The sequence below is a fragment of the Roseovarius sp. BRH_c41 genome (assembly GCF_000961715.1).
Lineage (GTDB): Bacteria > Pseudomonadota > Alphaproteobacteria > Rhodobacterales > Rhodobacteraceae > Roseovarius.
Genome location: NZ_LADY01000059.1, coordinates 1 through 23,515 on the forward strand (window position 1 = coordinate 1; position 23,515 = coordinate 23,515).

At 60.3% G+C, this 23,515-nt stretch carries 24 protein-coding genes and 1 tRNA gene; 13 read left to right on the forward strand and 12 right to left on the reverse strand.

The window, feature by feature from the left end; translation table 11 throughout:
- From soxC to VR71_RS17800, 6 genes are all read left to right on the forward strand, one after another.
- On the forward strand, nucleotides 1–1,213 hold a 1,213-nt coding region (gene soxC / locus VR71_RS17775; RefSeq protein ID WP_045685992.1), incomplete at its 5' end, for a sulfite dehydrogenase.
- Nucleotides 1,197–2,264 carry a c-type cytochrome gene (locus tag VR71_RS17780; protein WP_045685993.1) on the forward strand — a complete coding sequence of 356 codons (1,068 nt, stop codon included), beginning with the start codon at nucleotides 1,197–1,199 and terminating at the stop codon, nucleotides 2,262–2,264. The genes soxC and VR71_RS17780, both read left to right, overlap by 17 nt.
- A gap of 9 nt (nucleotides 2,265–2,273) precedes the next feature.
- Nucleotides 2,274–2,978 (forward strand): c-type cytochrome, encoded by a 705-nt coding sequence (locus tag VR71_RS17785; RefSeq protein WP_045685994.1) that lies wholly within the window; start codon nucleotides 2,274–2,276, stop codon nucleotides 2,976–2,978.
- Between the two features lie 28 nt (nucleotides 2,979–3,006).
- Nucleotides 3,007–4,275 (forward strand): NAD(P)/FAD-dependent oxidoreductase, encoded by a 1,269-nt coding sequence (locus tag VR71_RS17790; RefSeq protein WP_045685995.1) that lies wholly within the window; start codon nucleotides 3,007–3,009, stop codon nucleotides 4,273–4,275.
- Nucleotides 4,276–4,312: 37 nt separating this feature from the next.
- A complete protein-coding gene (locus VR71_RS17795) occupies nucleotides 4,313–4,744 on the forward strand; it encodes a DUF302 domain-containing protein (protein WP_009816733.1) in 432 nt (143 codons plus the stop codon).
- 101 nt (nucleotides 4,745–4,845) lie between these two features.
- Nucleotides 4,846–5,910 (forward strand): YeeE/YedE family protein, encoded by a 1,065-nt coding sequence (locus tag VR71_RS17800; RefSeq protein ID WP_045685996.1) that lies wholly within the window; start codon nucleotides 4,846–4,848, stop codon nucleotides 5,908–5,910.
- A gap of 7 nt (nucleotides 5,911–5,917) precedes the next feature.
- Here VR71_RS17800 and VR71_RS17805 read toward each other — a convergent pair whose 3' ends face one another.
- Nucleotides 5,918–7,315: an aspartate aminotransferase family protein gene (locus VR71_RS17805; RefSeq protein ID WP_045685997.1), complete on the reverse strand. Its 1,398-nt coding sequence runs from the start codon at nucleotides 7,313–7,315 to the stop codon at nucleotides 5,918–5,920.
- Nucleotides 7,316–7,400: 85 nt separating this feature from the next.
- Nucleotides 7,401–8,096, reverse strand: coding sequence for a GntR family transcriptional regulator (locus VR71_RS17810; protein WP_045685998.1), 696 nt, complete (start codon nucleotides 8,094–8,096; stop codon nucleotides 7,401–7,403).
- A 144-nt stretch (nucleotides 8,097–8,240) separates the two neighbouring features.
- Between VR71_RS17810 and VR71_RS17815 the strand changes: the two genes are divergently transcribed.
- The 5 genes from VR71_RS17815 (at nucleotide 8,241) to VR71_RS17835 (ending at nucleotide 13,548) form a co-directional block, all read left to right on the forward strand.
- On the forward strand, nucleotides 8,241–9,326 hold the full coding sequence (locus VR71_RS17815; protein ID WP_296430550.1) for a polyamine ABC transporter substrate-binding protein: 1,086 nt from the start codon (nucleotides 8,241–8,243) through the stop codon (nucleotides 9,324–9,326).
- 68 nt (nucleotides 9,327–9,394) lie between these two features.
- Nucleotides 9,395–10,519 (forward strand): ABC transporter ATP-binding protein, encoded by a 1,125-nt coding sequence (locus VR71_RS17820; protein WP_045686101.1) that lies wholly within the window; start codon nucleotides 9,395–9,397, stop codon nucleotides 10,517–10,519.
- 4 nt (nucleotides 10,520–10,523) lie between these two features.
- Nucleotides 10,524–11,414: an ABC transporter permease subunit gene (locus VR71_RS17825; RefSeq protein ID WP_045686000.1), complete on the forward strand. Its 891-nt coding sequence runs from the start codon at nucleotides 10,524–10,526 to the stop codon at nucleotides 11,412–11,414.
- Complete coding sequence (locus VR71_RS17830) at nucleotides 11,411–12,226, forward strand: ABC transporter permease (RefSeq protein WP_009816726.1); 816 nt, start codon at nucleotides 11,411–11,413, stop codon at nucleotides 12,224–12,226. Before VR71_RS17825 ends, VR71_RS17830 begins: the two co-directional genes overlap by 4 nt.
- Nucleotides 12,223–13,548 (forward strand): FAD-binding oxidoreductase, encoded by a 1,326-nt coding sequence (locus VR71_RS17835; RefSeq protein ID WP_045686001.1) that lies wholly within the window; start codon nucleotides 12,223–12,225, stop codon nucleotides 13,546–13,548. Before VR71_RS17830 ends, VR71_RS17835 begins: the two co-directional genes overlap by 4 nt.
- Before the next feature lie 2 nt (nucleotides 13,549–13,550).
- On the opposite strand, the gene VR71_RS17840 is transcribed toward VR71_RS17835, so the two are convergent.
- From VR71_RS17840 to msrB, 3 genes are read right to left on the reverse strand one after another with little or no spacing between them, the layout of a single operon-like run.
- Nucleotides 13,551–14,471 (reverse strand): DMT family transporter, encoded by a 921-nt coding sequence (locus VR71_RS17840; protein ID WP_009816724.1) that lies wholly within the window; start codon nucleotides 14,469–14,471, stop codon nucleotides 13,551–13,553.
- Nucleotides 14,472–14,521: 50 nt separating this feature from the next.
- Complete coding sequence (gene msrA / locus VR71_RS17845) at nucleotides 14,522–15,034, reverse strand: peptide-methionine (S)-S-oxide reductase MsrA (RefSeq protein WP_045686002.1); 513 nt, start codon at nucleotides 15,032–15,034, stop codon at nucleotides 14,522–14,524.
- The gene (gene msrB, locus VR71_RS17850; protein WP_045686003.1) at nucleotides 15,031–15,480 is read right to left on the reverse strand and encodes a peptide-methionine (R)-S-oxide reductase MsrB; all 450 of its coding nucleotides are present in this window, start codon (nucleotides 15,478–15,480) and stop codon (nucleotides 15,031–15,033) included. The genes msrA and msrB overlap by 4 nt, the downstream gene beginning before the upstream one ends.
- A gap of 122 nt (nucleotides 15,481–15,602) precedes the next feature.
- Between msrB and VR71_RS17855 the strand changes: the two genes are divergently transcribed.
- The gene (locus tag VR71_RS17855) at nucleotides 15,603–16,121 is read left to right on the forward strand and encodes a glutathione peroxidase (RefSeq protein WP_045686004.1); all 519 of its coding nucleotides are present in this window, start codon (nucleotides 15,603–15,605) and stop codon (nucleotides 16,119–16,121) included.
- 325 nt (nucleotides 16,122–16,446) lie between these two features.
- Here the strand turns inward: VR71_RS17855 and pnp are convergent, their stop codons facing one another.
- The 5 genes from pnp to VR71_RS17885 all read right to left on the reverse strand — a co-directional run bounded on the left by pnp (nucleotide 16,447) and on the right by VR71_RS17885 (nucleotide 22,341).
- Nucleotides 16,447–18,588: a polyribonucleotide nucleotidyltransferase gene (gene pnp / locus VR71_RS17865; RefSeq protein ID WP_045686006.1), complete on the reverse strand. Its 2,142-nt coding sequence runs from the start codon at nucleotides 18,586–18,588 to the stop codon at nucleotides 16,447–16,449.
- 171 nt (nucleotides 18,589–18,759) lie between these two features.
- Nucleotides 18,760–19,029, reverse strand: a complete 270-nt coding sequence (rpsO, locus tag VR71_RS17870; protein WP_009816718.1) for a 30S ribosomal protein S15 — start codon at nucleotides 19,027–19,029, stop codon at nucleotides 18,760–18,762.
- Between the two features lie 154 nt (nucleotides 19,030–19,183).
- Nucleotides 19,184–20,170, reverse strand: coding sequence for a calcium-binding protein (locus tag VR71_RS17875; RefSeq protein ID WP_296430552.1), 987 nt, complete (start codon nucleotides 20,168–20,170; stop codon nucleotides 19,184–19,186).
- A gap of 90 nt (nucleotides 20,171–20,260) precedes the next feature.
- Entirely contained in the window at nucleotides 20,261–21,208 is a 948-nt protein-coding gene (locus VR71_RS17880; protein WP_045686008.1) for an NAD(P)-dependent oxidoreductase, read from the reverse strand.
- Between the two features lie 107 nt (nucleotides 21,209–21,315).
- The gene (locus tag VR71_RS17885; RefSeq protein WP_009816715.1) at nucleotides 21,316–22,341 is read right to left on the reverse strand and encodes a LacI family DNA-binding transcriptional regulator; all 1,026 of its coding nucleotides are present in this window, start codon (nucleotides 22,339–22,341) and stop codon (nucleotides 21,316–21,318) included.
- Nucleotides 22,342–22,488: 147 nt separating this feature from the next.
- Between VR71_RS17885 and VR71_RS17890 the strand changes: the two genes are divergently transcribed.
- A tRNA-Arg gene (locus tag VR71_RS17890) sits at nucleotides 22,489–22,565 on the forward strand.
- Nucleotides 22,566–22,670: 105 nt separating this feature from the next.
- Here VR71_RS17890 and VR71_RS17895 read toward each other — a convergent pair.
- On the reverse strand, nucleotides 22,671–22,919 hold the full coding sequence (locus VR71_RS17895) for a type II toxin-antitoxin system Phd/YefM family antitoxin (protein WP_045686009.1): 249 nt from the start codon (nucleotides 22,917–22,919) through the stop codon (nucleotides 22,671–22,673).
- Nucleotides 22,920–23,066: 147 nt separating this feature from the next.
- Entirely contained in the window at nucleotides 23,067–23,513 is a 447-nt protein-coding gene (locus VR71_RS17900; protein ID WP_009816713.1) for a YtoQ family protein, read from the reverse strand.
- Nucleotides 23,514–23,515: the final 2 nt, after the last annotated feature.

The window sequence follows — 23,515 nt, forward strand, 5'->3', positions numbered from 1 at the left end:
CGGGGCCGTCGCGGCGGGCGCGGCACAGGCCGCCACCCCCGATCCGCTGATCACCGAAGTGCAGGACTGGGCCATCAGTCTGGGCGACGGTGTGGATGCCACCCCCTACGGTCTGCCCATCGACTATGAGGCGGACGTGGTGCGGCGCAATGTGCCTTGGCTCACCGCCGATCCGATCAGCTCGATCAACTTTACCCCCATTCACGCGCTCGACGGCACTATCACGCCGCAGGGTTGCGCGTTCGAGCGGCACCATTCCGGCGCGATCGACCTCAAGAAAGAGGACTATCGCCTGATGATCAACGGCCTCGTCGATACGCCGCTGGTCTTTACCTACGAAGATCTCGAGCGTTTTCCGCGCGAAAACCACATTTACTTCTGCGAATGTGCGGCCAACACCGGCATGGAATGGGCGGGCGCGCAGTTGAACGGCGCACAGTTCACCCATGGCATGATTCACAACATGGAATACACCGGCGTGTCCCTGCGCACCCTGCTGGAAGAGGCGGGATTGGACGCAGCGGGTGAGCTCAAGGATAAATGGGTCTATGTCGAAGGGGCCGATGCCTCGTCCAACGGCCGCTCGATCCCGATGGCCAAGGCGCTTGGCGACTGCCTTGTCGCGTTCAAGGCCAATGGAGAGGCGCTGCGCAAGGAACACGGTTACCCCGTGCGCCTTGTCGTGCCCGGCTGGGAAGGCAACATGTGGGTCAAATGGCTGCGCCGCATCGAAGTGACCGACGCCGCCGTCGAGAGCCGCGAAGAGACCAGCAAATACACCGACACGCTGGCGGATGGCACCAGCCGCAAATGGACTTGGGTGATGGATGCCAAATCGGTCATCACCGCGCCCAGCCCGCAATCGCCCATCAAGCATGGCAAGGGCCCGCTGGTGATCACGGGCCTCGCATGGTCCGGTCATGGCGCAATCACCCGCGTGGATGTGTCCAAGGACGGTGGCAAGACATGGGAAACCGCCCGTCTTGCCAAACCGGGCGAGGCCAAGGCGCTGACCCGCTTCTACCTCGACACAACATGGGACGGCGAAGAGATGCTGCTTCAGAGCCGCGCTATGGACGAGACCGGCTATATTCAGCCCACCAAGGCGCAACTGCGAGAGGTGCGCGGCTTGAACTCGGTCTATCACAACAACTGTATTCAGACATGGTGGGTGCGGCCCAACGGGGAGGCAGAAAATGTCGAAGTTTCTTAAGTTTACGCTGATCACAGGCTTTGCTCTCAGCGCTACCGCAACCGCGCTTTGGGCTGGCGACTACGGCCTTGGCCGCCCCGCCCTGCCCGAGGAGATCGCCGCGTGGGATGTCAAGGTGATGCCCGATGGGCGCGGCCTCCCCGAAGGATCGGGCGATGTCTGGACCGGGGATGAGGTCTTTGGCGAGCATTGCGCGGTCTGCCATGGCGATTTCGCCGAAGGCATCGGCAACTGGCCCAAACTGGCCGGCGGCGCCGACACGCTCGACCGTGACGACCCGCTCAAGACGGTGGGGTCCTACTGGCCCCATCTCTCGACGGTGTTCGACTACGTCAACCGCTCGATGCCCTTTGGCAACGCCCAAAGCCTGACGCCGGACGATGTCTATGCCATCGTCGCCTATATCCTCTATTCCAACAATCTCGTGGAGGACGATTTCGAGCTGAGCCATGAGAACTTCATGGACGTGGTGTTGCCCAATGCGGGTGGCTTCATCGTCGATGACCGCGCCGTGACCGAATATGCAATCTGGCATGGCGAGCCCTGCATGGAAAATTGCAAGGACAGCGTCGAGATCACGATGCACGCCACCGTTCTCGATGTGACGCCAGACGAACAGACCGCCACCGAAGAGGCGAGCGCGGCAGAGCCTGTCGATGTGGCCGTGGCCGCGCCTGAACCGGCCGCAGAACCGAAAGCGGCCCCCGCCGCAGAGGTGGCGGCGATTGATCCGGCCCTGATCGCCGCTGGCGAAAAGGTGTTCAAGAAATGCAGCGCCTGCCATCAGGTCGGCGAAGGGGCCACAAACCGTGTTGGCCCGGTACTCAACGGGGTGATGGGGCGCGCGGCGGGATCGGCTGAGGGCTTCAAATATTCCGACGCTCTGCAAGCCATGGCCGGCGATGGTCTGGTCTGGACCGACGAAACTCTGAAAGAGTTCCTCGCCAATCCGCGCGGCTTTATGAAGGGCACTAAGATGAGTTTTGCAGGCCTCAAAAAGGATGAGGATCTCACGGCAATTTCAGCTTATCTTTCAAACTTCAGCCAGTAAGATGCGGCCATGACAGCGCGCCTCCTCTTGCCGATTGCCCTGACCGCGATACTGGCGGCAGGTGCCGTGCGCGCCGAACTGGCAGGCGACACAGCGGCAGGCGAGGCGCTCTATGGGCAGTGCAAGGGCTGTCACGAGATTGGACAGGGGGCCGAGGACCGTATTGGCCCCCATCTCAATGGCCTCTTCGGGCGGCGAGCCGCATCGCATACGGGCTTTGCCTATTCCGACTCGATGCAGCGCGCCGGGGTCGATGGCCTGATCTGGGGCTTTGATACGCTCGACGCCTATATCGAAAATCCCCGCGCCCTCGTGTCCAAAACCCGCATGAGTTTTCGGGGCATCAAGGACGTGCAGGACCGTGCGGACCTCTTGGCCTATCTGCGCCGCTTTTCCGCCAACCCCGCGAATATCCCCGAGGCCGCGCCAACCGCGCGCGGCACCGATCACACCGTCGATCCCGCAATTCTGGCGATCCAGGGTGATCCCGAATATGGCGAATACCTCTCGAGTGAATGCGTAAGCTGTCATCAGGCAGATGGTTCGACCGAAGGTATCCCCTCGATCACCCGCTGGCCCCAAGAGGATTTCGTGGTCGCCATGCACGCTTACAAAGACAAACTGCGTCCCCATCCGGTGATGCAGATGATGGCCGGACGCCTGTCGAACGAGGAGATTGCGGCATTGGCGGCCTATTTCAAGGACCTCGACTGAACCGGGGTCCATCCAGGGAGGACGGAAAATGACATTCAACCGACGCAAGTTTATTGCCGTGGGCGCGGCTACGGCTGCGACCCTTTCGGCACCGCGCGTGCTGGCCGATAACCACGGCAAACCCCGTGTCGTGGTGATTGGTGGCGGATCGGGCGGGGCCACCGCCGCGCGCTATATCGCCAAGGACAGCAAGGGCGCGATTGACGTGACTCTGGTCGAGCCCTCGCGCACCTATTTCACCTGCTACTTTTCCAACCTCTATATCGCCGGTTTCACCGAGTTAGACGATATTTCCCATACCTATGGCACACTTGCGGCCAAATACGGGATCAACGTCGTGCATGACTGGGCCGTCGACGTGGACCGCGACGCCAAGACCGTCAGCCTCGCAGGTGGTTCCGTGCTGCCCTATGACAAGCTGATCCTCAGCCCCGGCATTGATTTCGTCGAGGGGGCTGTGCCCGGCTGGTCTGTCGCCGCGCAGAACAAGATGCCCCATGCCTACAAGGCCGGATCGCAGAGCGAACTTCTCAAGGCGCAGATCATGGCGATGCCGCAGGGCGGACGCTTTGCCATGGTGGCCCCGCCCGACCCATTCCGCTGCCCGCCGGGGCCCTACGAGCGGATTTCCATGGTGGCGCATGTGCTCAAGCAGACCAACCCGACCGCCAAGATTTTGCTGGTCGACCCCAAGGAGACATTCTCGAAACAGGGTCTGTTCGAGGAAGGTTGGGAACGCCATTACAGCGGCATGATAGAACGGGTCGGCCCGGATTTCGGGGCAACAAACGTGACCGTCGATCCCGAGGCGATGACCGTGGACATCGACGGATCGGTCGAGAATGTTGATGTCTGTAACGTCATCCCCGCGCAAAAGGCCGGGCGCATCGCCGATATGGCGGGCGTCACCGATGGCAATTGGGCGCCGGTCAATGCCGCCGATATGTCGTCCAAGGCTGACCCGGATGTGCATGTTCTGGGCGATGCGGCGCAACAGGGCGATATGCCCAAATCCGGCTTTGCCGCCAATTCACAGGCCAAGGTCTGCGCCATGGCGGTGCGCGGTGCGCTGACCGATTCCAAGGTCTTTCCGGCCAAGTTCACCAACACCTGCTGGTCGCTCATCGCCCCCGACGATGGCGTCAAGGTGGGGGCCACCTACGAGGCCACGGCGGAAAAGATCGCCAAGGTCGACGGCTTTGTCTCGCAGACCGGCGAAGACGCCGCAACCCGCAAGGCGACCTATGAGGAATCCGTCGGCTGGTATGCCGGAATCATCGCGGACATGTTCAATTGAAAACGCGCACCACCCAGTCTGAAAGAGGAGATTTCCAGTGAAACGCACAGTTCTGGCCGGTGCTCTGGCCCTGATGGCCCTGCCTGTTGCGGCGGCAGAGCAGGCCACCACCTACCCCTATGACGGCAGCTTTGACGACGCCACCTTTGCCGTCGAGAGCGCGATTGTCGGTCGCGGTCTGGTGATCGACCTGCAAAGCCATGTCGGCGAGATGTTGAACCGCACCGGCGCGGATGTTGGCAGCGATGTCAAAATCTTCGACGCGGCGGATATCTTTCTGTTCTGCTCCGCCACCCTCTCGCGCGAGGTGATGGAGGCAGATCCCATGAACATCGCCCACTGCCCCTATGGTATCTTCGTTGCCGATCAAGGCGGTGAGGTCTTGATCGGCTATCGCAATTACCCCGAGGGCGAGATGCAGAAAGTGCAGGCCATGCTGGACGAGATCGTTCAAGAGGCTTTGCAATAAACCAGTGCAACCGGGCCGCTGCGGTGGCCCGGTTGACCCATATCAAGGCGCTCAAACCCTTGCCTTGATATCCAGTCGCATCTTTCATCGCGGGGCGGCGTATGCTTGAATCCTTGATAGACAGATTTGGCGATGGGGCGGTTCTGGCGATGGCGGGTGCCCTTGTCGGCGTGCTCTTTGGGGCCGCCGCCCAACATTCCCGCTTTTGTCTGCGTGCCGCCACGATCGAAGTGGCTGAACGGGGCTTTGGCCCGCGCCTCTCGATCTGGCTCATCGCCTTTTCCGCCGGTGTCGCCTCGGTTCAGGGCGCCATTGCCCTGGGCCTACTCGATGTGTCCGAGGCGCGCCCATTGGCGGCCACAGGCAGCCTGTCGGGGGCCATAATCGGCGGGCTGATGTTCGGGGCCGGCATGATCCTTGCGCGCGGCTGTGCCAGCCGCCTGCTCGTGCTCTCGGCCACCGGCAACCTACGCGCCATCGTGACCGGGCTTGTCCTGACGCTTGTGGCGCAATCGGCGCTGCGCGGTGTTCTGGCCCCCTCGCGTGAGGGATTGGCAAGCCTCTGGCTCCTCCCGGGGGGCGAGGCACGCAATATCCTGTCCTATCTCGGCATGGGGCCGGGCATGGCGGCGCTGATCGCCGGGCTAGGTCTGACAGGCGGCTTTCTCCTCGCCTTTCGACGCGAGGTGCGCCCCAGCCACGCCATTGCCGCCGCTCTGGTTGGCGGTGCGGTAGGCCTTGGCTGGCTGCTGACCTATGCCATTGCCCAGACCTCGTTCGAGGTGGTCGAGATCTCTTCCGTCACGTTTACCGGCCCGTCCACCGACACGCTGATGGGATTGGTCAACAGCACCAGCCTACCCCTTGGCTTTGGTGTGGGCCTTGTGCCGGGGGTCTTTACGGGTGCGGCCACCATGGCCATCCTGACCCGTGAATGGAAGATCGAGCGCTTTGGCCCCGACACCCCGATGGAGCGCTACCTGATCGGCGCGGCGCTGATGGGCTTTGGCAGCATGCTCGCAGGCGGCTGTGCCGTCGGCGCGGGCATGTCTGGCGGTGCGATCTTTGCCCTGACCGCATGGGTGGCGGTGACCTGCATGTGGATCGGCGCAATGACCACACATCTCATGCTGGCCGGGCGCGCGTTGCGCCCGGTTGCTCCGTAATTCCGCCTCAGACGGCGGCCTTCATCAAGCCGTCGTCGCGGATCTGCTTCTCCGCCTGATCAAGCGACATCCACGCCCGCTCGATCAGCGTGTCGATCTCGGATTTCGAGATCACCAGCGGCGGCGAGATGATCATCCGGTCGCCAACATGGCGCATCACCAGATTGTTCGCGAAACACCGCTCACGACAGATATAGCCCGCCGTGCCCGGCTCGGATGCAAACTTGGCGCGGCTCGCCTTGTGCGGGGTCAGCGCCAGCGATCCCATCATACCGATGATCCGGGTTTCGCCGACCAGCGGATGCTCGGCCAGCGTGTTCCATTTCTCTTGCAGATAAGGTCCGGTATCCTGCGCCACGCGCTCGACAATCTTTTCCTCGTCGAGAATCCGCAGGTTTTCCAACGCGACGGCGCAGGACACCGGATGCCCGGAATAGGTGTAACCGTGGTTGAACTCACAGTCGTTGATCACCTTGGCCACCCGGTCCGACACCAGAGAGCCGCCAATCGGCGCATACCCAGAACTCAGCCCCTTGGCGATGGTCATGATATCGGGGCGAATGTCATAGGTCTGACTGCCAAACCAATTGCCGGTGCGCCCAAACCCACAGATCACCTCATCGGCAATCAGCAGGATGCCGTATTTGTCGCAAATCCGCTGAATCTCGGGCCAGTAGCTGTCGGGCGGGATGATCACGCCGCCCGCGCCCTGCACCGGCTCTGCGATAAAGGCCGCGACACGGTGCGCGCCCAGTTCCTCGATCTTGGCCTCAAGCTGCCGCGCGCGCTCCAGCCCAAACGCCTCGGGGTCGCTATCGCCGCCTTCGGCATACCAATGCGGCTGGTCAATGTGGTGAATGTTCGGAATGGGCAACCCGCCCTGGGCATGGATACCCGACATGCCGCCCAAACTGCCACTGCCCACGCTCGACCCGTGATAGGCATTCTTGCGGCTGATGATGATATTGCGCTCGGGTTCGCCCAACTGTGCCCAATAGGTGCGGACCATGCGGATATTGGTGTCATTCGCCTCAGACCCCGACCCGGCGTAGAACACATGGTTGAGATCACCCGGCGCCAGTTCGGCCAGTTTTGCAGCCAGTGCGATGGCGGGCACATGGCTGGTCTGGAAAAACGTGTTGTAGAACGGCAGTTCCAGCATCTGCCGGGCCGCCACGTCCGCCAGCTCCTTGCGCCCATAGCCGATATTGACACACCAGAGACCGCCCATCCCGTCGAGGATCATATTGCCTTCGCTATCCGTCAGGGTCACACCCTTGGCGCGGGTGATGATTCGCGCGCCTTTGCTCCCCAATTGATTGCCATGGGTAAAGGGGTGCATGTGATGCGCGGCATCCAGCGCCTGCAATTCAGCAGTCGGCATGTGATTGGTGATCATCGTCATGGCATTCCCTTTCCAGAGTCGGTTGAACTGCGCAAGCGCAGCCGATGCACCCAAAATATGATCAAATTATCTGGTGTCAATCGAATCAGTAAGCGGCACCAGATCGCTCAAGAGAATGGCGCACTTGCTCCATTCCCTGAATCACATCCTCGCGAATGGCGCGCGCTGCGGCCTCTGCATCATGGGCATGCATCGCGGCCAGCATGTCCTTGTGCTTGTCCGGCAGGTTCTGCGTGCCCATGCGTCCACAGACCACCCGGAGCGATGGCCCGAACCGAAGCCAGAGCCCATCCGCGACATCCGCAAGGATCGGCGCCTGTGCAATCTCATAGAGCCGCTTATGAAATCGGTAGTTCAGTTCAAGATAGGCCCGCAGATCCCCCCGCAAGATTGCGCGATCCAATTCATCATCCAACGCTGCCAGTTGATCCAGATCCGCAAGACTCGCCCGCTCCGTGGCGCGCAGCGTCAAATAGGGGTCAAGCCATTGTCTTGCATAGATCAATTCGCTGATATTATCGGCCGTCAACAGGGGCACACAGACCCGGCGATTGCCCTGAAACTCTAACGCGCCTTCTGCAATCAGGCGGCGGATTGCCTCGCGCACCGGGGTCATGCCCGCCTCCAGACGCTCCGACAGCCCTTGAATTGTCACGGCCTGACCGGGCGCAAGATCCCCGAACAGAACCAAATCGCGAAGCTGTCGATAAATCAACTCATGCGCGGGCAGGCGGGGCATATCGTCCCCGTCGGTGCTGAATTTCTGTGCGGCGGTGTTCATCTGCAAAGCATTCCGATCAGGCAGGTCTACGTCTGGCCTTGCGAGTTTAGCTTCTGCATGAAAACATTACCATATTGCCATGAGCGGTATTTTTTGATCAAATCCGCTTTAAGGCAGACACATGCCGACCAACGGGAGAACATGATGCGAAATCTGATACTGACGACGACAGCCACCATCGCGCTCGGCGCTTTTGCCGCGCAGGCGCAAGAGGTAAGGGTCTACAACTGGTCCGACTATATCGACGAGGAACTGCTGACCAGTTTCGAGGCGGATACCGGGCTCAAGCTGATCTATGACGTCTTTGACAGCAACGAGGTTCTGGAAACCAAGATGCTCGCGGGCGGCTCCGGCTATGATGTGGTTGTCCCGTCGGGCACCTTCCTCCAGCGGCAAATCGAAGCTGGCGCCTTCCAGAAGCTGGACCTGTCCAAACTGCCAAATCACGAGAACATGTGGGACGTCGTCAGCAGCCGCACGGCGCAGTATGACCCCGACAACGCCTATTCGATCAACTACATGTGGGGCACCACCGGCATCGGTGCCAATGTCGGCAAGGTCAAGGAACTGCTGGGTGAGGATGCGCCGCTCGACAGTCTCGAACTGGTTCTGAACCCGGACAACATGGCCAAGCTGGGCGAGTGTGGTGTGCATTTCCTCGACGCCCCCGCCGAAATGATCCCGATGGCGCTGAAATACATCGGCGAAGACCCCAACAGCCATGACCCCGACGTGATCGCCAAGATCGAGCCGGTGTTGATGGCGGTGCGCCCATATATCCAGAAATTCAACAGCTCGGAATATATAAACGCGCTCGCCAATGGTGATATCTGCGTGGCTGTGGGCTGGTCCGGTGACATTCTTCAGGCCCGTGACCGCGCCGCAGAGGCCGACAATGGCGTCGAGATTGTCTATAACGCCCCCAAGGAAGGCGCGCAGATGTGGTTCGACCAGATGGCGATCCCCGTCGATGCCCCCAATCCAGACGGCGCGCATGTGTTCCTGAACTATATCATGGACGCGCAAAACATGGCCGCCGCGTCGAACTATGTCTATTACGCCAATGGCAACAAGGCGAGCCAGGAGTTTCTCATTGAGGACGTGATCGGCGATCCGGCGATTTATCCGTCGGAAGAGGCTCTGAACAATCTCTTCACCACCACACCCTATGACGCCAAGGTTCAGCGCGTCGTGACCCGTCTCTGGACCAAGATCAAATCCGGCACCTGACCCGGACAGACAGTTACCCGCGCATGGCCAATCCATGCGCGGGCGATCTCAAACAGTCGGGGGCAGGTATGGCGCAAGTTGTTTTCGAGCCTTGGAATGATCCAGAGGCAAAGCCACTCATTCAGTTCAAAGGCGTGACCAAGCGGTTTGGTGAATTTACCGCGATCGACAATCAGACATTCGACATCTACGAGCGCGAGTTCTTCGCGCTGCTGGGCCCCTCAGGCTGCGGCAAGACCACGATGATGCGTATGCTGGCAGGCTTTGAAAAGCCGACGGAGGGCAAGATTCTCCTTGCCGGTCAGGATCTTGCACCGATCCCGCCCAACAAGCGCGCTGTGAACATGATGTTCCAGTCCTATGCGCTTTTCCCGCATCTCTCAGTCTGGGAGAACATCGCCTTTGGTCTCAAACGCGATAGCAAACCCAAGGACGAGATTGCCGCCCGCGTCGACGAAATGCTAAAGCTCACGCGCCTGCAACAATTCGCCAAACGCAAGCCGCACCAGATTTCCGGTGGTCAGCGTCAGCGCGTTGCTCTTGCCCGCAGCTTGGCCAAGGCCCCCAAACTCTTGCTGCTCGACGAACCGCTTGGCGCGCTCGACGCCAAATTGCGGCAGGCGACCCAGTTTGAACTGATGGATATTCAAGAGAAAACCGGCACCACATTCGTGATCGTGACCCACGATCAGGAAGAGGCGATGACCGTGGCCAGTCGTGTCGCGGTGATGGACAACGGGAGCATCATTCAGGCCGACACGCCCGCGCGCATCTACGAAATACCCAATTCCGTCTATGTGGCCGACTTCATCGGCGAGGTCACGATCATCCCCGGCACCGCCCGTAAATCCGGCGAGGGATATGAAATCGCCTATGCCGAAGGCATGCCGCCGCTCTATGCCGAGAGCGAGACCAATTTCGACAATGGCGAGACCTGTCACATTGCGCTGCGCCCGGAAAAGGTGGTGATCAGCGCCGAGCAACCGACAGACCGTCGCAACGCCGTACAGGGCAAGATTATCGACATCGCCTATCTTGGCAACCTCTCGACCTATCACGTTGCCTTGCCCAATGGTCAGATGATCAAGGCGCAGACCGCCAATACCCGCCGCCTGTCCCGGCGCGGCTTCACTTGGGAAGACATCGTCTGGCTATCGTGGACCGACACCGCCGCCGTTTTGTTGAAAGGGTGACGTGATGCGCCGCTTTACCCTGATTTTCCTGCCCTATATCTGGCTTCTAGCCCTCTTCATGGTGCCGTTCCTGATCGTTTTCAAGATCAGCCTCAGCGATATCGCCACAGCCATTCCACCCTATACGCCAACCTTGGATTTCACCGAGGGCTGGCAGGGGATCAAGGCGTTTTTCAGCGCGTTGGACCTAGAGAATTTCGCCTTTCTGACGACCGATGATCTCTACTGGAAGGCGTATGTCTCCTCACTCCAGATCGCCTTCTTTGCCACCTTCCTGACCCTGTTGGTGGGGTATCCCATCGCCTATGGCATGGCCAATGCGCCGGATCACTGGCGCCCGACCCTGATGATGCTGGTGATCCTGCCGTTCTGGACCAGCTTTCTCATCCGGGTCTACTCTTGGATGGGCATCCTCTCGACCGAAGGCTATCTCAATCAGCTGCTCTTGAAACTCGGTCTGATTTCCGAGCCGCTGATCATCCTCAACACGCCCACGGCGGTCTATATCGGCATCGTCTACACCTACCTCCCGTTCATGATCCTGCCGATCTATTCCGCGCTCGAGCGGATGGATGGCTCTCTGCTCGAAGCGGCCGAGGATCTGGGCTGTTCGCGGATCAAGGCATTCTGGTTGATCACGGTCCCCCTATCGAAAACCGGCATCATAGCCGGATGCTTTCTGGTCTTTATCCCGGTTATCGGCGAGTTCGTCATTCCCTCGCTCTTGGGCGGATCGCAAACCCTGATGATCGGCAAGGTGCTCTGGGAAGAATTCTTCAACAACCGGGATTGGCCCGTGGCCAGCGCCGTGGCCGTCGTCCTGTTGCTGATCCTGATCGTCCCCATCGTGCTCTTTCAACGCAACGAGCAAAAACAGCGGGAGGCCGAAGAATGAGACGGCTCACATGGTTCAACGCCACCTCGCTCACGCTTGGATTCGCCTTTCTCTACCTGCCGATGATCATCCTGATCACCTATAGTTTCAACGAATCCAAGCTGGTGACGGTCTGGGCCGGGTTCTCGACCAAATGGTATGGCGAATTGCTCAGCAACCAGTCCTTCCTCGATGCCGCTTGGGTGACGGTCAAGGTGGCGGTGGCCTCCTCGACCATCGCCACGATCTTGGGCACCATGGCGGCCCTCGTGCTGGTGCGCGCCGGGCGGTTCTATGGTCGCACGCTGTTTTCTGGCATGATCTACGCGCCGCTGGTCATGCCCGAGGTGATCACCGGCCTGTCGCTCCTTCTGCTCTTCATCGGCATTGGGCTGGATCGCGGGATCTTCACCATCATTCTGGCGCATACCACGTTCTCGATGTGTTTCGTCTCGGTCGTTGTGTCGTCGCGCCTGGCCACCTTTGATCGCTCGCTCGAAGAGGCGGCGCTCGATCTGGGCTGCTCGGCCTTCGATGCCTTCCGCCTCGTGACCCTGCCCATCATCGCACCCGCGGTCATTTCCGGCTGGCTTCTGGCCTTCACCCTGTCGCTCGATGACCTCGTGATCGCCAGCTTCACCGCCGGTCCCTCGGCCACCACCCTGCCTATCAAGATCTGGTCGGCGGTGCGTCTTGGCGTCTCGCCGGAAATCAACGCGCTCTCGACCATCATGATCGGGATCGTTGCGGTTGGGGTCATCTCCGCCTCGCTGATCACGAAACGCGCCTCGCTGCGCCAACAGGCTGACGAACGCGCCGCCGTGCACGCATGACCCGTGTTTTCCCCGCCCATGCCTATGGGGAAGGCCCGCGCGAGCGCTGTTATTGGCCGACCACGGCGACGCCGCCCAATTACCCCGCAGCAGAGGGGGACATCACCTGTGATGTCGCCGTAATCGGCGCTGGCTTTACCGGCCTGTCCACTGCGCTGCATCTTGCAGAGGCGGGGCAGGATGTCCGGGTGTTCGAGGCCCAGATACCCGGTTGGGGCGCATCGGGCCGCAATGGTGGCTTTTGCTGCCTCGGTGGCTCCGCCGCCTCCGACGCGATGCTGCGCAAGATGCACGGCGAATCCGCCCGGCGCGAATGGTGCCGCACCGAGGTCGAGTCGGTGAATTTCACCCGCGCCCTGATCGACTCCCACGGCATCGCCCCCGACATCCATTCCGATGGCGAAACCGTGCTCGCCCATACGCCCAAGGCCGCCGCCAGCTTTGCCGACCGTGCGATACGGATCAAATCCGATTACGGGCTCACGCCCACCTTCATCCCCGGCTCCGAACTGTCCCAGATGGGGATGAAAGGCCCGTTCTACGCGGCGCTCACCACGCCCCTTGGCGTGGCCCTCAACCCGTTCAAATACACAACTGGTCTGACACAGGCCGCAAGCCGGGCGGGCGTGCGCATCCATGCCAACACGCCCGTTACAGCGATCCAACAGACCGGACCTTTCACTCTCACCACACCCAACGCACGCATCACAGCCCGCCGCCTGATCGTCGCCACCAACGGCTATTCGTCGGATGATCTGCCGGGTTGGATGCGCGCGCGGTATATTCCCACCCAATCCAACGTCATCGTCACCCGCCCCCTGACCGACGATGAGCTGGCCGCCCAGGGCTGGACCACGCGGCAGATGTGCTATGACGACCGCTTTTTTCTGCATTACTTCCGCTTGATGCCCGACAATCGCATGCTCTTTGGTATGCGTGGCGGGCTCTTTAGCTCGCCGGGGTTTGATGCCCGGATGCACCGCACGATCCGGCGGCATTTCGAGGCGATGTTTCCGGCTTGGGCGCATGTCGAAACACCGCATAGCTGGAATGGCCTCTTGTCTCTTGCCCCAGATCTGACCCCCTATGCCGGGCCGATCCCGGATATGCCGGGCGCCTTCACTGGCCTCTCCTATCACGGCAATGGCGTCGCAATGGCGAGCTATGCCGGTGCGATCCTTGCCGACCTGGCGCTGGACCGCACCCCACGTGCCCTCTACCCTGAGATCATGCGCAAACCGCCGCGCCGCTGGCCTCTGGGCCGATTCCGGCGCGCGATGCTGTGGCCGCCCTATGCCCTGGCCACACTGACCGGAGGCTGATCCTACTCCGGCGTCCGGGCCGAACGTGCGCGATTGCGCTGGATACCCAACTGCCGCTCACGCAGTATGATGATGATGCCCGCCAGAATGACCAGCGACGCCCCTGTCAGCATCGCGCGAGTCGGCACCTCATCAAAGATGAAATAGCCAATCCCCAAGGCAAAGAGGATCGACGCATAGTCAAACGGGGCCACCACACTGGCATCAGCAAAGCGATACGAAGACGTCAGAAATATCTGGCCCAATCCGCCAAGCAGGCCCGCCAGAACAAGCAGCCCAAGCTCCGGTCCGGTCGGCATGACCCATCCGAACGGGATCGTCAGAAACGACAGCACCGTCGACGTGACCGAGAAATAGAACACAATCGCGCTGGTCTCCTCGGTCTGCACCAATTTGCGGACATAGATTTGCGCGAGCGCGGCACAGATCGCCCCTGTCACGGCCAGCATCGCGCCCACCGCCTGCATGGTCTCCACGGTCGGCCCACTCAGCGCCGTCAGGCGCGGTGCCAGAACGATCAACACACCCCCAAGGCCAAGCGCCACCGCGCCAATCCGAAAGACGCCGACCTGTTCATTGAGGAACATCGCCGCAAAGATCACCACCAACAGCGGCGCTGCATAGCTGAGCGCCGTCACCTCTGGCAGCGGCAACATGCCCAAGGCGGCAAAGCCAAGGCCCATCGCCGCCGTGCCCACGAATCCCCGCCAGAAATGGCTCATCGGAGAGGTGGCCCTGAGACCCGTGCGCAGATCCCCACGCAGCGTCAGCCAGATCAGGATCACCGGAATCGCAAAGAACGAGCGAAAAAACACCGCCTCGCCCGGCGGCACATGCGCCGCCGTGGCCTTGATCAGCGATGACATGGTGATGAAGAGCATCACCGAAATGAGCTTGAGCGATATTCCAGTCAGAGGGCGCATGTTCTTGGGTCCATCGCCCTATGATCTGTAAACTCAGTCTCTGTTCCGCCTCAGGCGTCGGTTTCCGCCGCCTTGCGTGGCAACACCCAATCGGCCCGCGGAAAGTGGCAAGTATAGCCCTGCGGGAACCGCTTGAGATAATCCTGATGCTCCGGCTCCGCCTCCCAGAACTCCCCGACCGGCTCCACCTCTGTCACCACCTTGCCGGGCCAGAGCCCACTCGCCTCGACATCGGCAATCGTGCGCAGCGCCTCGGCCTTTTGCGCTTCGTTGCAAAAGTAGATCGCCGAGCGATAGCTCATACCCATGTCATTGCCCTGCCGGTTCACCGTGGTCGGATCATGGATCTGAAAGAAGAACTCCAACAGCCGTCGATAGGTGACCTTGGCCGGATCAAAGTGGATTTCGATTCCTTCGGCATGCGTCCCATGATTGCGATAGGTGGCATTGGGAACATTGCCGCCGGTATAGCCCACGCGGGTCGATATCACGCCCGGAATCTTGCGGATCAGATCCTGCATACCCCAGAAACAGCCCCCTGCCAGTACGGCACGTTCGCTCATGCTACATCCTCCACCTGATCGAGATACGCTTCGTATCCCTCTGCTTCCATGTCATCACGATGTATGAATCGCAGGCTCGCTGAATTGATGCAATAGCGCAACCCGCCCCGATCCGGCGGCCCATCCGGAAAAACATGGCCAAGATGGCTATCGCCATGCGCGCTGCGCACCTCCGTCCGGATCATGCCCATCGTGAAATCATGTGACTCTTTCACATGCGCAGGCTCAATCGGCTTGGTGAAACTCGGCCAGCCGCAGCCCGATTCGTACTTGTCCGAACTGGCAAAGAGCGGCTCGCCGCTGACAATATCCACATAGATCCCCGGCTCCTTGTTGTGCAGATACTTGCCGGTGCCGGGATGTTCTGTTCCGCTCTGCTGCGTCACCCGGAATTCTTCGCGGCTGAGCGCTGCGAGTTTCTCCGGGGTTTTGCTGTACTGGGTCACGGTAGACACCTCCTGTGATCATTCTATGTTAACAGATGGGGTGGCGCGGCAAAAATCAAATAGCGTGACGTGATCCGCAATGGCTGCCACGGCGTATCTCTAAAGGTTGACAGGAGGATCTCATACGCCTGCTCGTTTTCATTCTCTCTTCCCTCTTCGCGCTGCCCGCCGCAGCGCTCGACCTCACCGCGCCCTTTGGCAATATCGACGGCGGTGAGATCAGGCTGTCGGATTGGTCTGGCCAGCCCGTGCTTGTGGTCAACACCGCGTCACGCTGCGGCTTTACCCCACAGTATGACGGGCTTCAGACGCTCTATGACCGCTACCGTGACAGGGGTCTCGTCGTGCTTGCCGTGCCCTCGGACGACTTCCGCCAAGAACTGTCCAGCGAGGCAGAGGTCAAGGAATTCTGCGAGGTCAACTTTGGCCTCGATCTTCCCATGACCACCATTACGTCCGTGAGCGGCAATGCTGCGCATCCGTTCTATGCGTCCCTCCGCACTGAGACCGGATTTGCACCATCCTGGAACTTCAACAAGGTTCTGATTGCGCCCGATGGCCGCGTTATCGGCACTTGGGGGTCGACCACTCGCCCAACCTCTGGCCAGATCACGCAAAAGATCGAGGCGTTGATCAACTAAGTCTGGGATTCCCGGCTGCTTTTGGCGGCAGAAACGCCAGCGATCTTAGAAGAATGCCCCGGCGTTTCCACCGGGGCCAACTGGCAAGCACTTTCGTGAGTGATGGCGCTGCCAATTTGATCGTACACTGCGCGCAACTCGTCAACCTGATCACTCGGGTAGATGTCGCAGAAATCAACCTTGTCTTCATGGGGAATAACCGGGCTTTTGTCCCGTATGGAAAACCTTACCTTAGGACCAAATGAGCGCATGACGTCGCGTCACCCACGGCATGAAAAAGGCCCCGGCGTTTCCACCGGGGCCAATATCAAACGGCGACTGCGTTTCAGTCGGCGTCTTTATCGCCCTTCTCGGGCGCGACCTCTTCACCAGTGACCTGATCGACAACTTTCATCGACAGACGCACCTTGCCGCGGTCGTCAAAGCCCAAGAGCTTGACCTTCACGTCCTGGCCTTCCTTGAGCACGTCGCTCGGATGGTTCAGACGACGGTTCTCGATCTGGCTGACATGCACCAGACCGTCCCGCTTGCCAAAGAAATTGACGAAAGCGCCAAAGTCCACCAGCTTGACGACCTTGCCGTCATAGACCTTGCCCTCTTCCGGCTCTGCCACGATCGACCAGATCATGTCATAGGCCTTCTTGATCGATTCACCATTCGGCGAGGCGATCTTGATGATGCCCTCGTCGTTGATATCGACCTTGGCCCCGGACACTTCGACGATCTCGCGGATCACCTTGCCGCCCGATCCGATGACTTCCCGGATCTTGTCGGTGGGGATCTGCATGGTCTCGATGCGCGGCGCATGAACGCTGAACTCTGCCGCACCCGACAGCGCCTTGTCCATCTCGCCGAGGATGTGCAAACGACCGGCTTTCGCCTGCTCCAGAGCTTTCTTCATGATCTCAGGCGTGATGCCCGCAACCTTGATATCCATCTGCAGCGAGGTGATGCCATCCGCGGTGCCAGCCACTTTGAAATCCATGTCGCCGAGGTGATCTTCATCCCCCAGAATATCCGACAGGATCGCAAAAGAGCCGTCTTCTTCCAGCACGAGACCCATGGCCACACCGGCCACAGACGTCTTGAGAGGCACGCCCGCATCCATCATCGACAGCGACCCGCCACAGACCGAAGCCATGGACGAAGAGCCGTTCGATTCGGTGATCTCCGACACCAGACGGATCGTGTAGGGAAAATCGGTCGCGGGCGGCAGAACCGCCTGAAGCGCACGCCAAGCGAGCTTGCCATGGCCGATTTCACGACGACCCGGAGGGCCGACGCGCCCAGCTTCGCCCACCGAATACGGGGGGAAGTTATAATGCAGCAAGAAGTTCGATTTGAAATTCCCGTGCAGCGCGTCAATGAACTGCTCGTCATCGCCGGTGCCCAGCGTGGTCACGACCAGCGCCTGCGTTTCGCCGCGTGTGAACAGCGACGACCCATGGGTGCGCGGCAAAAGACCCGTTTCGCAAACGATCGAACGGATCTCATCCAGACGACGCCCGTCGATCCGGTTGCCATTCTTGACCACGTCGCCGCGCAGAACACTCGATTCCAGCTTCTTGAACGCCAAACCAAGGTTTTCATCGGCAAGCTGCTCTTCGCTCAGCTTGGCCTTGATGGCCTCACGGGCTGCGGAAATCGCATGGGTGCGTTCCTGCTTGTCGCGAATGGCAAAAGCGGCGTGCATGTGCTCTGCACCAGCGGATTTGACCGCTTCGTAGAGCTCCGAATAATCCGGCGGGGTAAAGTTGAACGGCTCTTTCGCGCAGTCTTCGGCGAGCGAGATGATCAGGTCACAGACCGGTTGGATTTGCTCATGCGCAAAGGTAACGGCGCCCAGCATTTCCTCTTCGGTCAGCTCATAGGCCTCGGATTCGACCATCATCACGGCATCTTTGGTGCCCGCGACAACCAGATCGAGCCGCTGCTCGGGATTGTTGCGCAGATTGTGCATGTCGTCGATTTCGGGGTTGAGGATATACTCCCCATCCACAAAACCCACCCGGCAACCCGCGATCGGACCCATGAAGGGTGCGCCCGAAATGGTCAGCGCCGCAGAGGTTGCGATCATGGCCACGATATCGGGGTCATTGACCAGATCGTGGCTGAGCACGGTGCACATCACCAGCGTTTCATGTTTGAAACCTGGGACGAACAGCGGGCGGATCGGACGGTCGATCAGGCGTGCGGTCAGCGTCTCTTTCTCAGAGGGCCGTGCTTCACGCTTGAAAAAGCCACCGGGCACTTTGCCGGCGGCATAGTATCTCTCTTGGTAATGAACGGTCAGCGGAAAAAAGTCCTGACCGGGCTTTGCCTCTTTGGCAAAGGTCACATTGGCCATGACCGAGGTCTCGCCAAGGGTGGCAATAACCGTTCCATCCGCCTGACGGGCGATCTTGCCAGTTTCCAGAGTGAGGGTCTCTTCCCCCCACTGCATCGATTTTTTCGTCTCTTTAAACATCACGTTTCCTAATTTGGCCGATCCGGGCGTATCCCGTCGGGCCCATTTGCATCCGGGGCCGCATTGCCCCGCGGCTTTTTGGTCTTCATCCTGCTATCCCGGCAAAGCCAAACCGAGACAGCAATCGGATCATACGAAAACCGCGCCCTTTTGGAGGCGCGGTATTTTGTCTTAGCGGCGGATGCCGAGGCGCTTGATGAGGTCCAGATACCGGCCCTCGTTCTTGCCTTTGAGGTAATCCAGCAGCTTGCGGCGCTGTGCGACCATCATCAAAAGGCCACGACGACCGTGGTTGTCTTTCTTGTGGGTCTTGAAATGCTCGGTCAGCGTGGTGATCCGCGAGGTCAGAATGGCAACCTGCACTTCCGGCGAACCAGTGTCGCCTTCTTTGGTTCCGAATTCCTTGATGACGCGGTCTTTTTCTTCTGCGGTAATCGACATCGGGGTCTCCTTGCATAAAGTGTGTCGGGCACAAGCCGGGATGTCGTCCAGCAAGGTCCATGGAAAGCCCTCGGGACCATGCCCAAAGGATACGCGCGTATAGGAGAAAATCTCTGGAATTGAAAGCGCGAATCGCTGCGGCTGCGCCCTGTGGCTAGAGGCCGCTGATTTCGGCCATTGCGCTCTGCGGTATCAGCGCGATGTGATCCAGCGTCAGGCCGGATGCATTGGCGATCGTTGCGATGGCAACACCATTCAACAGCAGGTTTTGGACCGGGCCGCCCTCTGCATCAGGTTCAAGGCTGAGCGTGGGATCACCACCGCTCAACGCATCATAAAAGACCAAGAGCCGGTCCTCTTCGGTATCAAAATCGACGATCTCCGCCGCATGACCCGCCGAAATCCAATCCCCCAGCACAATCAAATCGGCCCCCTCCCCCGCATCCACCAGATCGTCATGACCGGCGAGGATCAGATCGTCACCGGGGCCGCCATTGAGGAAATCACCACCGTCGATGTCATCAAGACCAAAGGTCGCCGGATCATCGACCAGCCCAACGACCACATCATCGCCCCAGCCGCCAAACAGCGTATCACGCCCCAACCCCCCGTGCAGCGTGTCATCGTCCAGATCGCCGTGCAGCGCATCGTCGCCCGCATCCCCGTGCAAGAGATCATTTCCGGCGCTGCCGACAAGGCTGTCATCGCCCACGCCACCAGACAGATCATCCGCGTCATTATGGCCATAGAGCGCGTCGCGCCCCTCTCCCCCCGCGAGCACATCCGCCCCATCGCCGCCATGCAGGGTATCGTCGCCGCCCTCGCCGGAAATCCGATCATCACCCTGAGCGCCAAGCAGACTGTCATTCCCGGTTCCGCCGGAAATCGTATCATCTGCCTCCAGACCGTTGATCTGATCGTCCCCGTCGGTCCCGGTGATCTCCTCTGCCTCAGGTGTCCCACTGACGACCTCGCCCGCGCCGACAGGCGGCTGCGGACCAAACACGCTCTCGATCAGGTCAGGCCCCTCATTGCTGCCCTCATCTTCGCCGCTGTCGGTCTCAACCTCCTCCGCCACGGGTTGAAATCCAACAAACGCCGCCGCGCCAACGGCGACCATTCCCAGAAGACTCGCAAACATCAGCATCGCACGCCACTCACATTGACCCGCGATGATTAAAGGCCCAACGCGCCTGTCTGGCAAATCTTTCCCGACTCCGTGGTTAACGGCCTAGCGCCCCGGCGGGACAACCTCATAGCCCTGTTCTTCGGGCTCATCATCAACCATTTCCGCCGGAAACCCCGGGGCGCGAATATCAAGGCCGGTCGCCTCTTCCAGTCGCCGGATGATATCATCCGATTGCGCCCGCGCGCCATAGCGCCGAATACCGTCGTCAAAGATCGAGATCATCAGTGGCGAAATTTCCAGCGGCACGCCCGCATCATCGGCGATCTTCTGAAACAGCCCGATATCCTTTTTGACCAGATCCATGGTGAAACTGATGTCGCGGCTCCCGTTGAGGATCACCTGACTTTCGGTCTCATGCACAAAAGACGTGCCCGAACTGATCTTGATCGCCTCATAGGTCGTCGCAAGGTCAAGCCCGGCCCCCTTCATCGTCACCATCGCCTCGCAGAGCGTCAGCAAATTGGCGGTCGCCAAATAATTCGTCATCACCTTGAGCAGAGACGCGCTGCCCAGATCGCCCGTATGCAAAACGCGCCGCCCCATGGTTGTCAAAAGCGGCAGAATACGCTCGAACGTGGCCCGGTCACATCCGGCAAAGATCGAGATATTGCCGGTATCGGCCCGGTGGCAGCCGCCCGAGACCGGGCAATCCACTGCCGCGCCCCCCCGCGCGATCACAAGCTCGCCCAAACGGCGGATCTCATCCGCATCGGTGGTCGACATCTCCAGCCAGATCTTGCCGGGGGCAACCTCGGGTAACATCTGCTGCATGACGGCATCCGAGGCGGCGGGCGACGGCAGGCAGGTGATCACGATCTCGCAATCGCCCATCATCTGCGCCGGGCTTGCGGCGGCCTTGGCCCCACGCACCACGAAGGATTGCACCAGCTCCGCATTCAGATCGTGCACCGTCAGATCGTGACCGTTGCGCAACAGGCTGCCCGACAGCTTGCCACCAACATTCCCCAGCCCGATGAAACCGATTCTCATGTCTCTCAAGTCCTTCCCTGCACCGCTCTTTGGACGGCTGAGCGCAGCCTTTTGCGATTCGCCTCAGAAATGCAAAGCCATTTGCGACACAAACAGGGAAAAGATGTTCAGCGACGGCGCAGCGTGTCACCAAGGCTCAGCGTCGGTTCCAGCGTGATGCGCACCGGCTCCACTTCACCGGGGCTCACGGCCCGCGCTGCGATGATCTCGGCCGCCTTACGCCCGATTTGCAGCCGGCAGGCATCCATCGTCGCCAACTCGCGTGGCAACCCTTTCAAAAGATCCACGCCGTTGAACCCGGCCAGCCCCATCTGTTCTGGAATGTCGATTCCCTGCTCCAGCAGATAGAGCAAACCGCCGGCCCCGATCATGTCATTCGAGTAGTAGAGGAAATCCAGATCCGGCGTGCGCCGCAGCATCTCAGCGGTCATTTCCCGCCCCTTGAGCAGCGCCGATCCCCCCGAATAAAACTCGTGATCCGCCATCTCGATACCGGCCTTGGCCAGCGCCTCTGTGAACCCCTCGAACCGTTTGCGCGCCCGGTGATCGAGCGGCATCTTGGTGCCCATGAACCCGATCCGCCGATAGCCCGCCTTGATGATCGCCTGCGCCATCTGTTGCCCGGCGCGCCGGTGCGAAATTCCCACGACCGAGTCAATCGGCGTGCCGTCCACATCCATGATCTCGACCACGGGAATCCCGCTCGCCCGCAGCATGGCGCGGCTGGCATCCGAATGTTCCAGTCCCGCGATGATCACCCCAGAGGGCCGCCACGACAGCATCTCATAGAGGACTTTTTCCTCTTTTTCCGGTCGGTATCCGGTCAATCCAACCACCGGCTGAAGATCGGTCTCCTCCAGCACGGCACTGATCCCGGTCATCACCTCGGGAAACACCATGTTGGACATCGACGGAATGATCACGGCCACCAGATTGACCCGTTGGCTGGCCAAGGCGCCCGCGATCTTGTTTGGCACATATCCCAGCCGCTTGGCCGCCTCGAGCACGCGCTGCCGGGTGCCGTCTGACACATCGCCCTTGTTGCGCAGCACCCGACTGACCGTCATCTCCGACACGCCCGCCGCTTCGGACACATCGCGCAGGGTTAGGGGGTGTCGGTCATGTTGTGTCACGGGAAATATCCACAAAGTCTGATGCCCATTGTTACCGCGAACGCCCGGACAGGATCAAGCATGCTGCGCATCCCCACACCAAAACGTCCCGTCATAGAAATCGGACGATGACAAACGCCCCCGCGCGCGCTAATCAAGTCCCCGCGTGGCCCCGTGGCTCAACAGGATAGAGCAGCCCCCTCCTAAGGGGCAGGTTGCAGGTTCGAATCCTGCCGGGGTCACCAAGAGTGTTCAGACTACGCAGTAATCGCGGGGCATTTGGCCTTGCGCTGAGCGAGGGGAGGAATCGCCTTGGTTTCAGCGTTCTCCCATAGCACCGCAGGCCCGCCTTACAGATCCTGCCGCATTCTGCCCTTCATCACCCGCATCCGCTCCAGAGCCTCGCGGTGGCGCTGTTCCATCAGCCGTTCAGTCCGCCCCGAGACCTCCTCGAGCGCGTTGAAGTCCTCGCGGCAGACCAGCGCCGCCACCTCTTTGCCGTGTCGAAAGATCAGCACCCGATCTCCCGTTGTCATGACGTGATCAAGGTAGTTGCGAAAATTCGCACGGATCTTGCGGGTGTTGGCATTGACGAACATGGCTGGCACTCCGGGGCTTTGGCGGGTTGATGTCACCCTGCCTTGATCCCGGTTAACGTCACCTTGACGCGCCGTGCGCCCGCCATCCACGCCGCTTGGATGGCGTGTACAAAACGCGCGTATCTAATGTACCTGCTGTACACATGGTCAGCCCGGCAAGCTGCCGTTCAGGACATACTTGAGAATATCCACCACCTGCGCCGGTTCCCGCGCCACGGCGAGTGCTGCGGCATCCACCTCCTTGAGCGCATGGTCATGTTCCGGGCGTTGCAGGATGATCAGCGACTTGCCAAGTGCGGCCGCATAGCCCGCATCAAAAGCGGCATTCCACTGCTTGTAGTGTTCACCAAAGCGGACAACCACAACATCTGCGTCTGCAATACCCTTGCGGGTGCGGATCGCATTGACCATCGCCCCCTTGTGATCGTGCCAGAATTTGTTGGGTTCTTCCCCCAAAATCGCGACACCGCAATCGTCCGAGGCCGCGTGATCGGTGACCGGACTCAAGAACTTGACATCAAGCCCTTGAGATCCCTCAATAATCTGATCCCGCCAGTCGGTGTGGATTTCTCCCGACAGATAAACCGTCAGCATGG

Coding starts and splice junctions, on each gene's coding strand:
- VR71_RS17780 (WP_045685993.1), top strand. CDS start 1,197: ATGTCGAAGTTTCTTAAGTTTACGCTGATCACAGGCTTTGCTCTCAGC.
- VR71_RS17805 (WP_045685997.1), bottom strand. CDS start 7,315: ATGACGATGATCACCAATCACATGCCGACTGCTGAATTGCAGGCGCTG.
- VR71_RS17815 (WP_296430550.1), top strand. CDS start 8,241: ATGCGAAATCTGATACTGACGACGACAGCCACCATCGCGCTCGGCGCT.
- msrA (WP_045686002.1), bottom strand. CDS start 15,034: ATGAGCGAACGTGCCGTACTGGCAGGGGGCTGTTTCTGGGGTATGCAG.
- VR71_RS17835 (WP_045686001.1), top strand. CDS start 12,223: ATGACCCGTGTTTTCCCCGCCCATGCCTATGGGGAAGGCCCGCGCGAG.
- VR71_RS17820 (WP_045686101.1), top strand. CDS start 9,395: ATGGCGCAAGTTGTTTTCGAGCCTTGGAATGATCCAGAGGCAAAGCCA.
- VR71_RS17810 (WP_045685998.1), bottom strand. CDS start 8,096: ATGAACACCGCCGCACAGAAATTCAGCACCGACGGGGACGATATGCCC.
- VR71_RS17830 (WP_009816726.1), top strand. CDS start 11,411: ATGAGACGGCTCACATGGTTCAACGCCACCTCGCTCACGCTTGGATTC.
- VR71_RS17825 (WP_045686000.1), top strand. CDS start 10,524: ATGCGCCGCTTTACCCTGATTTTCCTGCCCTATATCTGGCTTCTAGCC.
- VR71_RS17840 (WP_009816724.1), bottom strand. CDS start 14,471: ATGCGCCCTCTGACTGGAATATCGCTCAAGCTCATTTCGGTGATGCTC.
- VR71_RS17790 (WP_045685995.1), top strand. CDS start 3,007: ATGACATTCAACCGACGCAAGTTTATTGCCGTGGGCGCGGCTACGGCT.
- rpsO (WP_009816718.1), bottom strand. CDS start 19,029: ATGTCGATTACCGCAGAAGAAAAAGACCGCGTCATCAAGGAATTCGGA.
- pnp (WP_045686006.1), bottom strand. CDS start 18,588: ATGTTTAAAGAGACGAAAAAATCGATGCAGTGGGGGGAAGAGACCCTC.
- VR71_RS17785 (WP_045685994.1), top strand. CDS start 2,274: ATGACAGCGCGCCTCCTCTTGCCGATTGCCCTGACCGCGATACTGGCG.
- VR71_RS17875 (WP_296430552.1), bottom strand. CDS start 20,170: ATGTTTGCGAGTCTTCTGGGAATGGTCGCCGTTGGCGCGGCGGCGTTT.
- VR71_RS17900 (WP_009816713.1), bottom strand. CDS start 23,513: ATGCTGACGGTTTATCTGTCGGGAGAAATCCACACCGACTGGCGGGAT.
- VR71_RS17880 (WP_045686008.1), bottom strand. CDS start 21,208: ATGAGAATCGGTTTCATCGGGCTGGGGAATGTTGGTGGCAAGCTGTCG.
- VR71_RS17800 (WP_045685996.1), top strand. CDS start 4,846: ATGCTTGAATCCTTGATAGACAGATTTGGCGATGGGGCGGTTCTGGCG.
- VR71_RS17895 (WP_045686009.1), bottom strand. CDS start 22,919: ATGTTCGTCAATGCCAACACCCGCAAGATCCGTGCGAATTTTCGCAAC.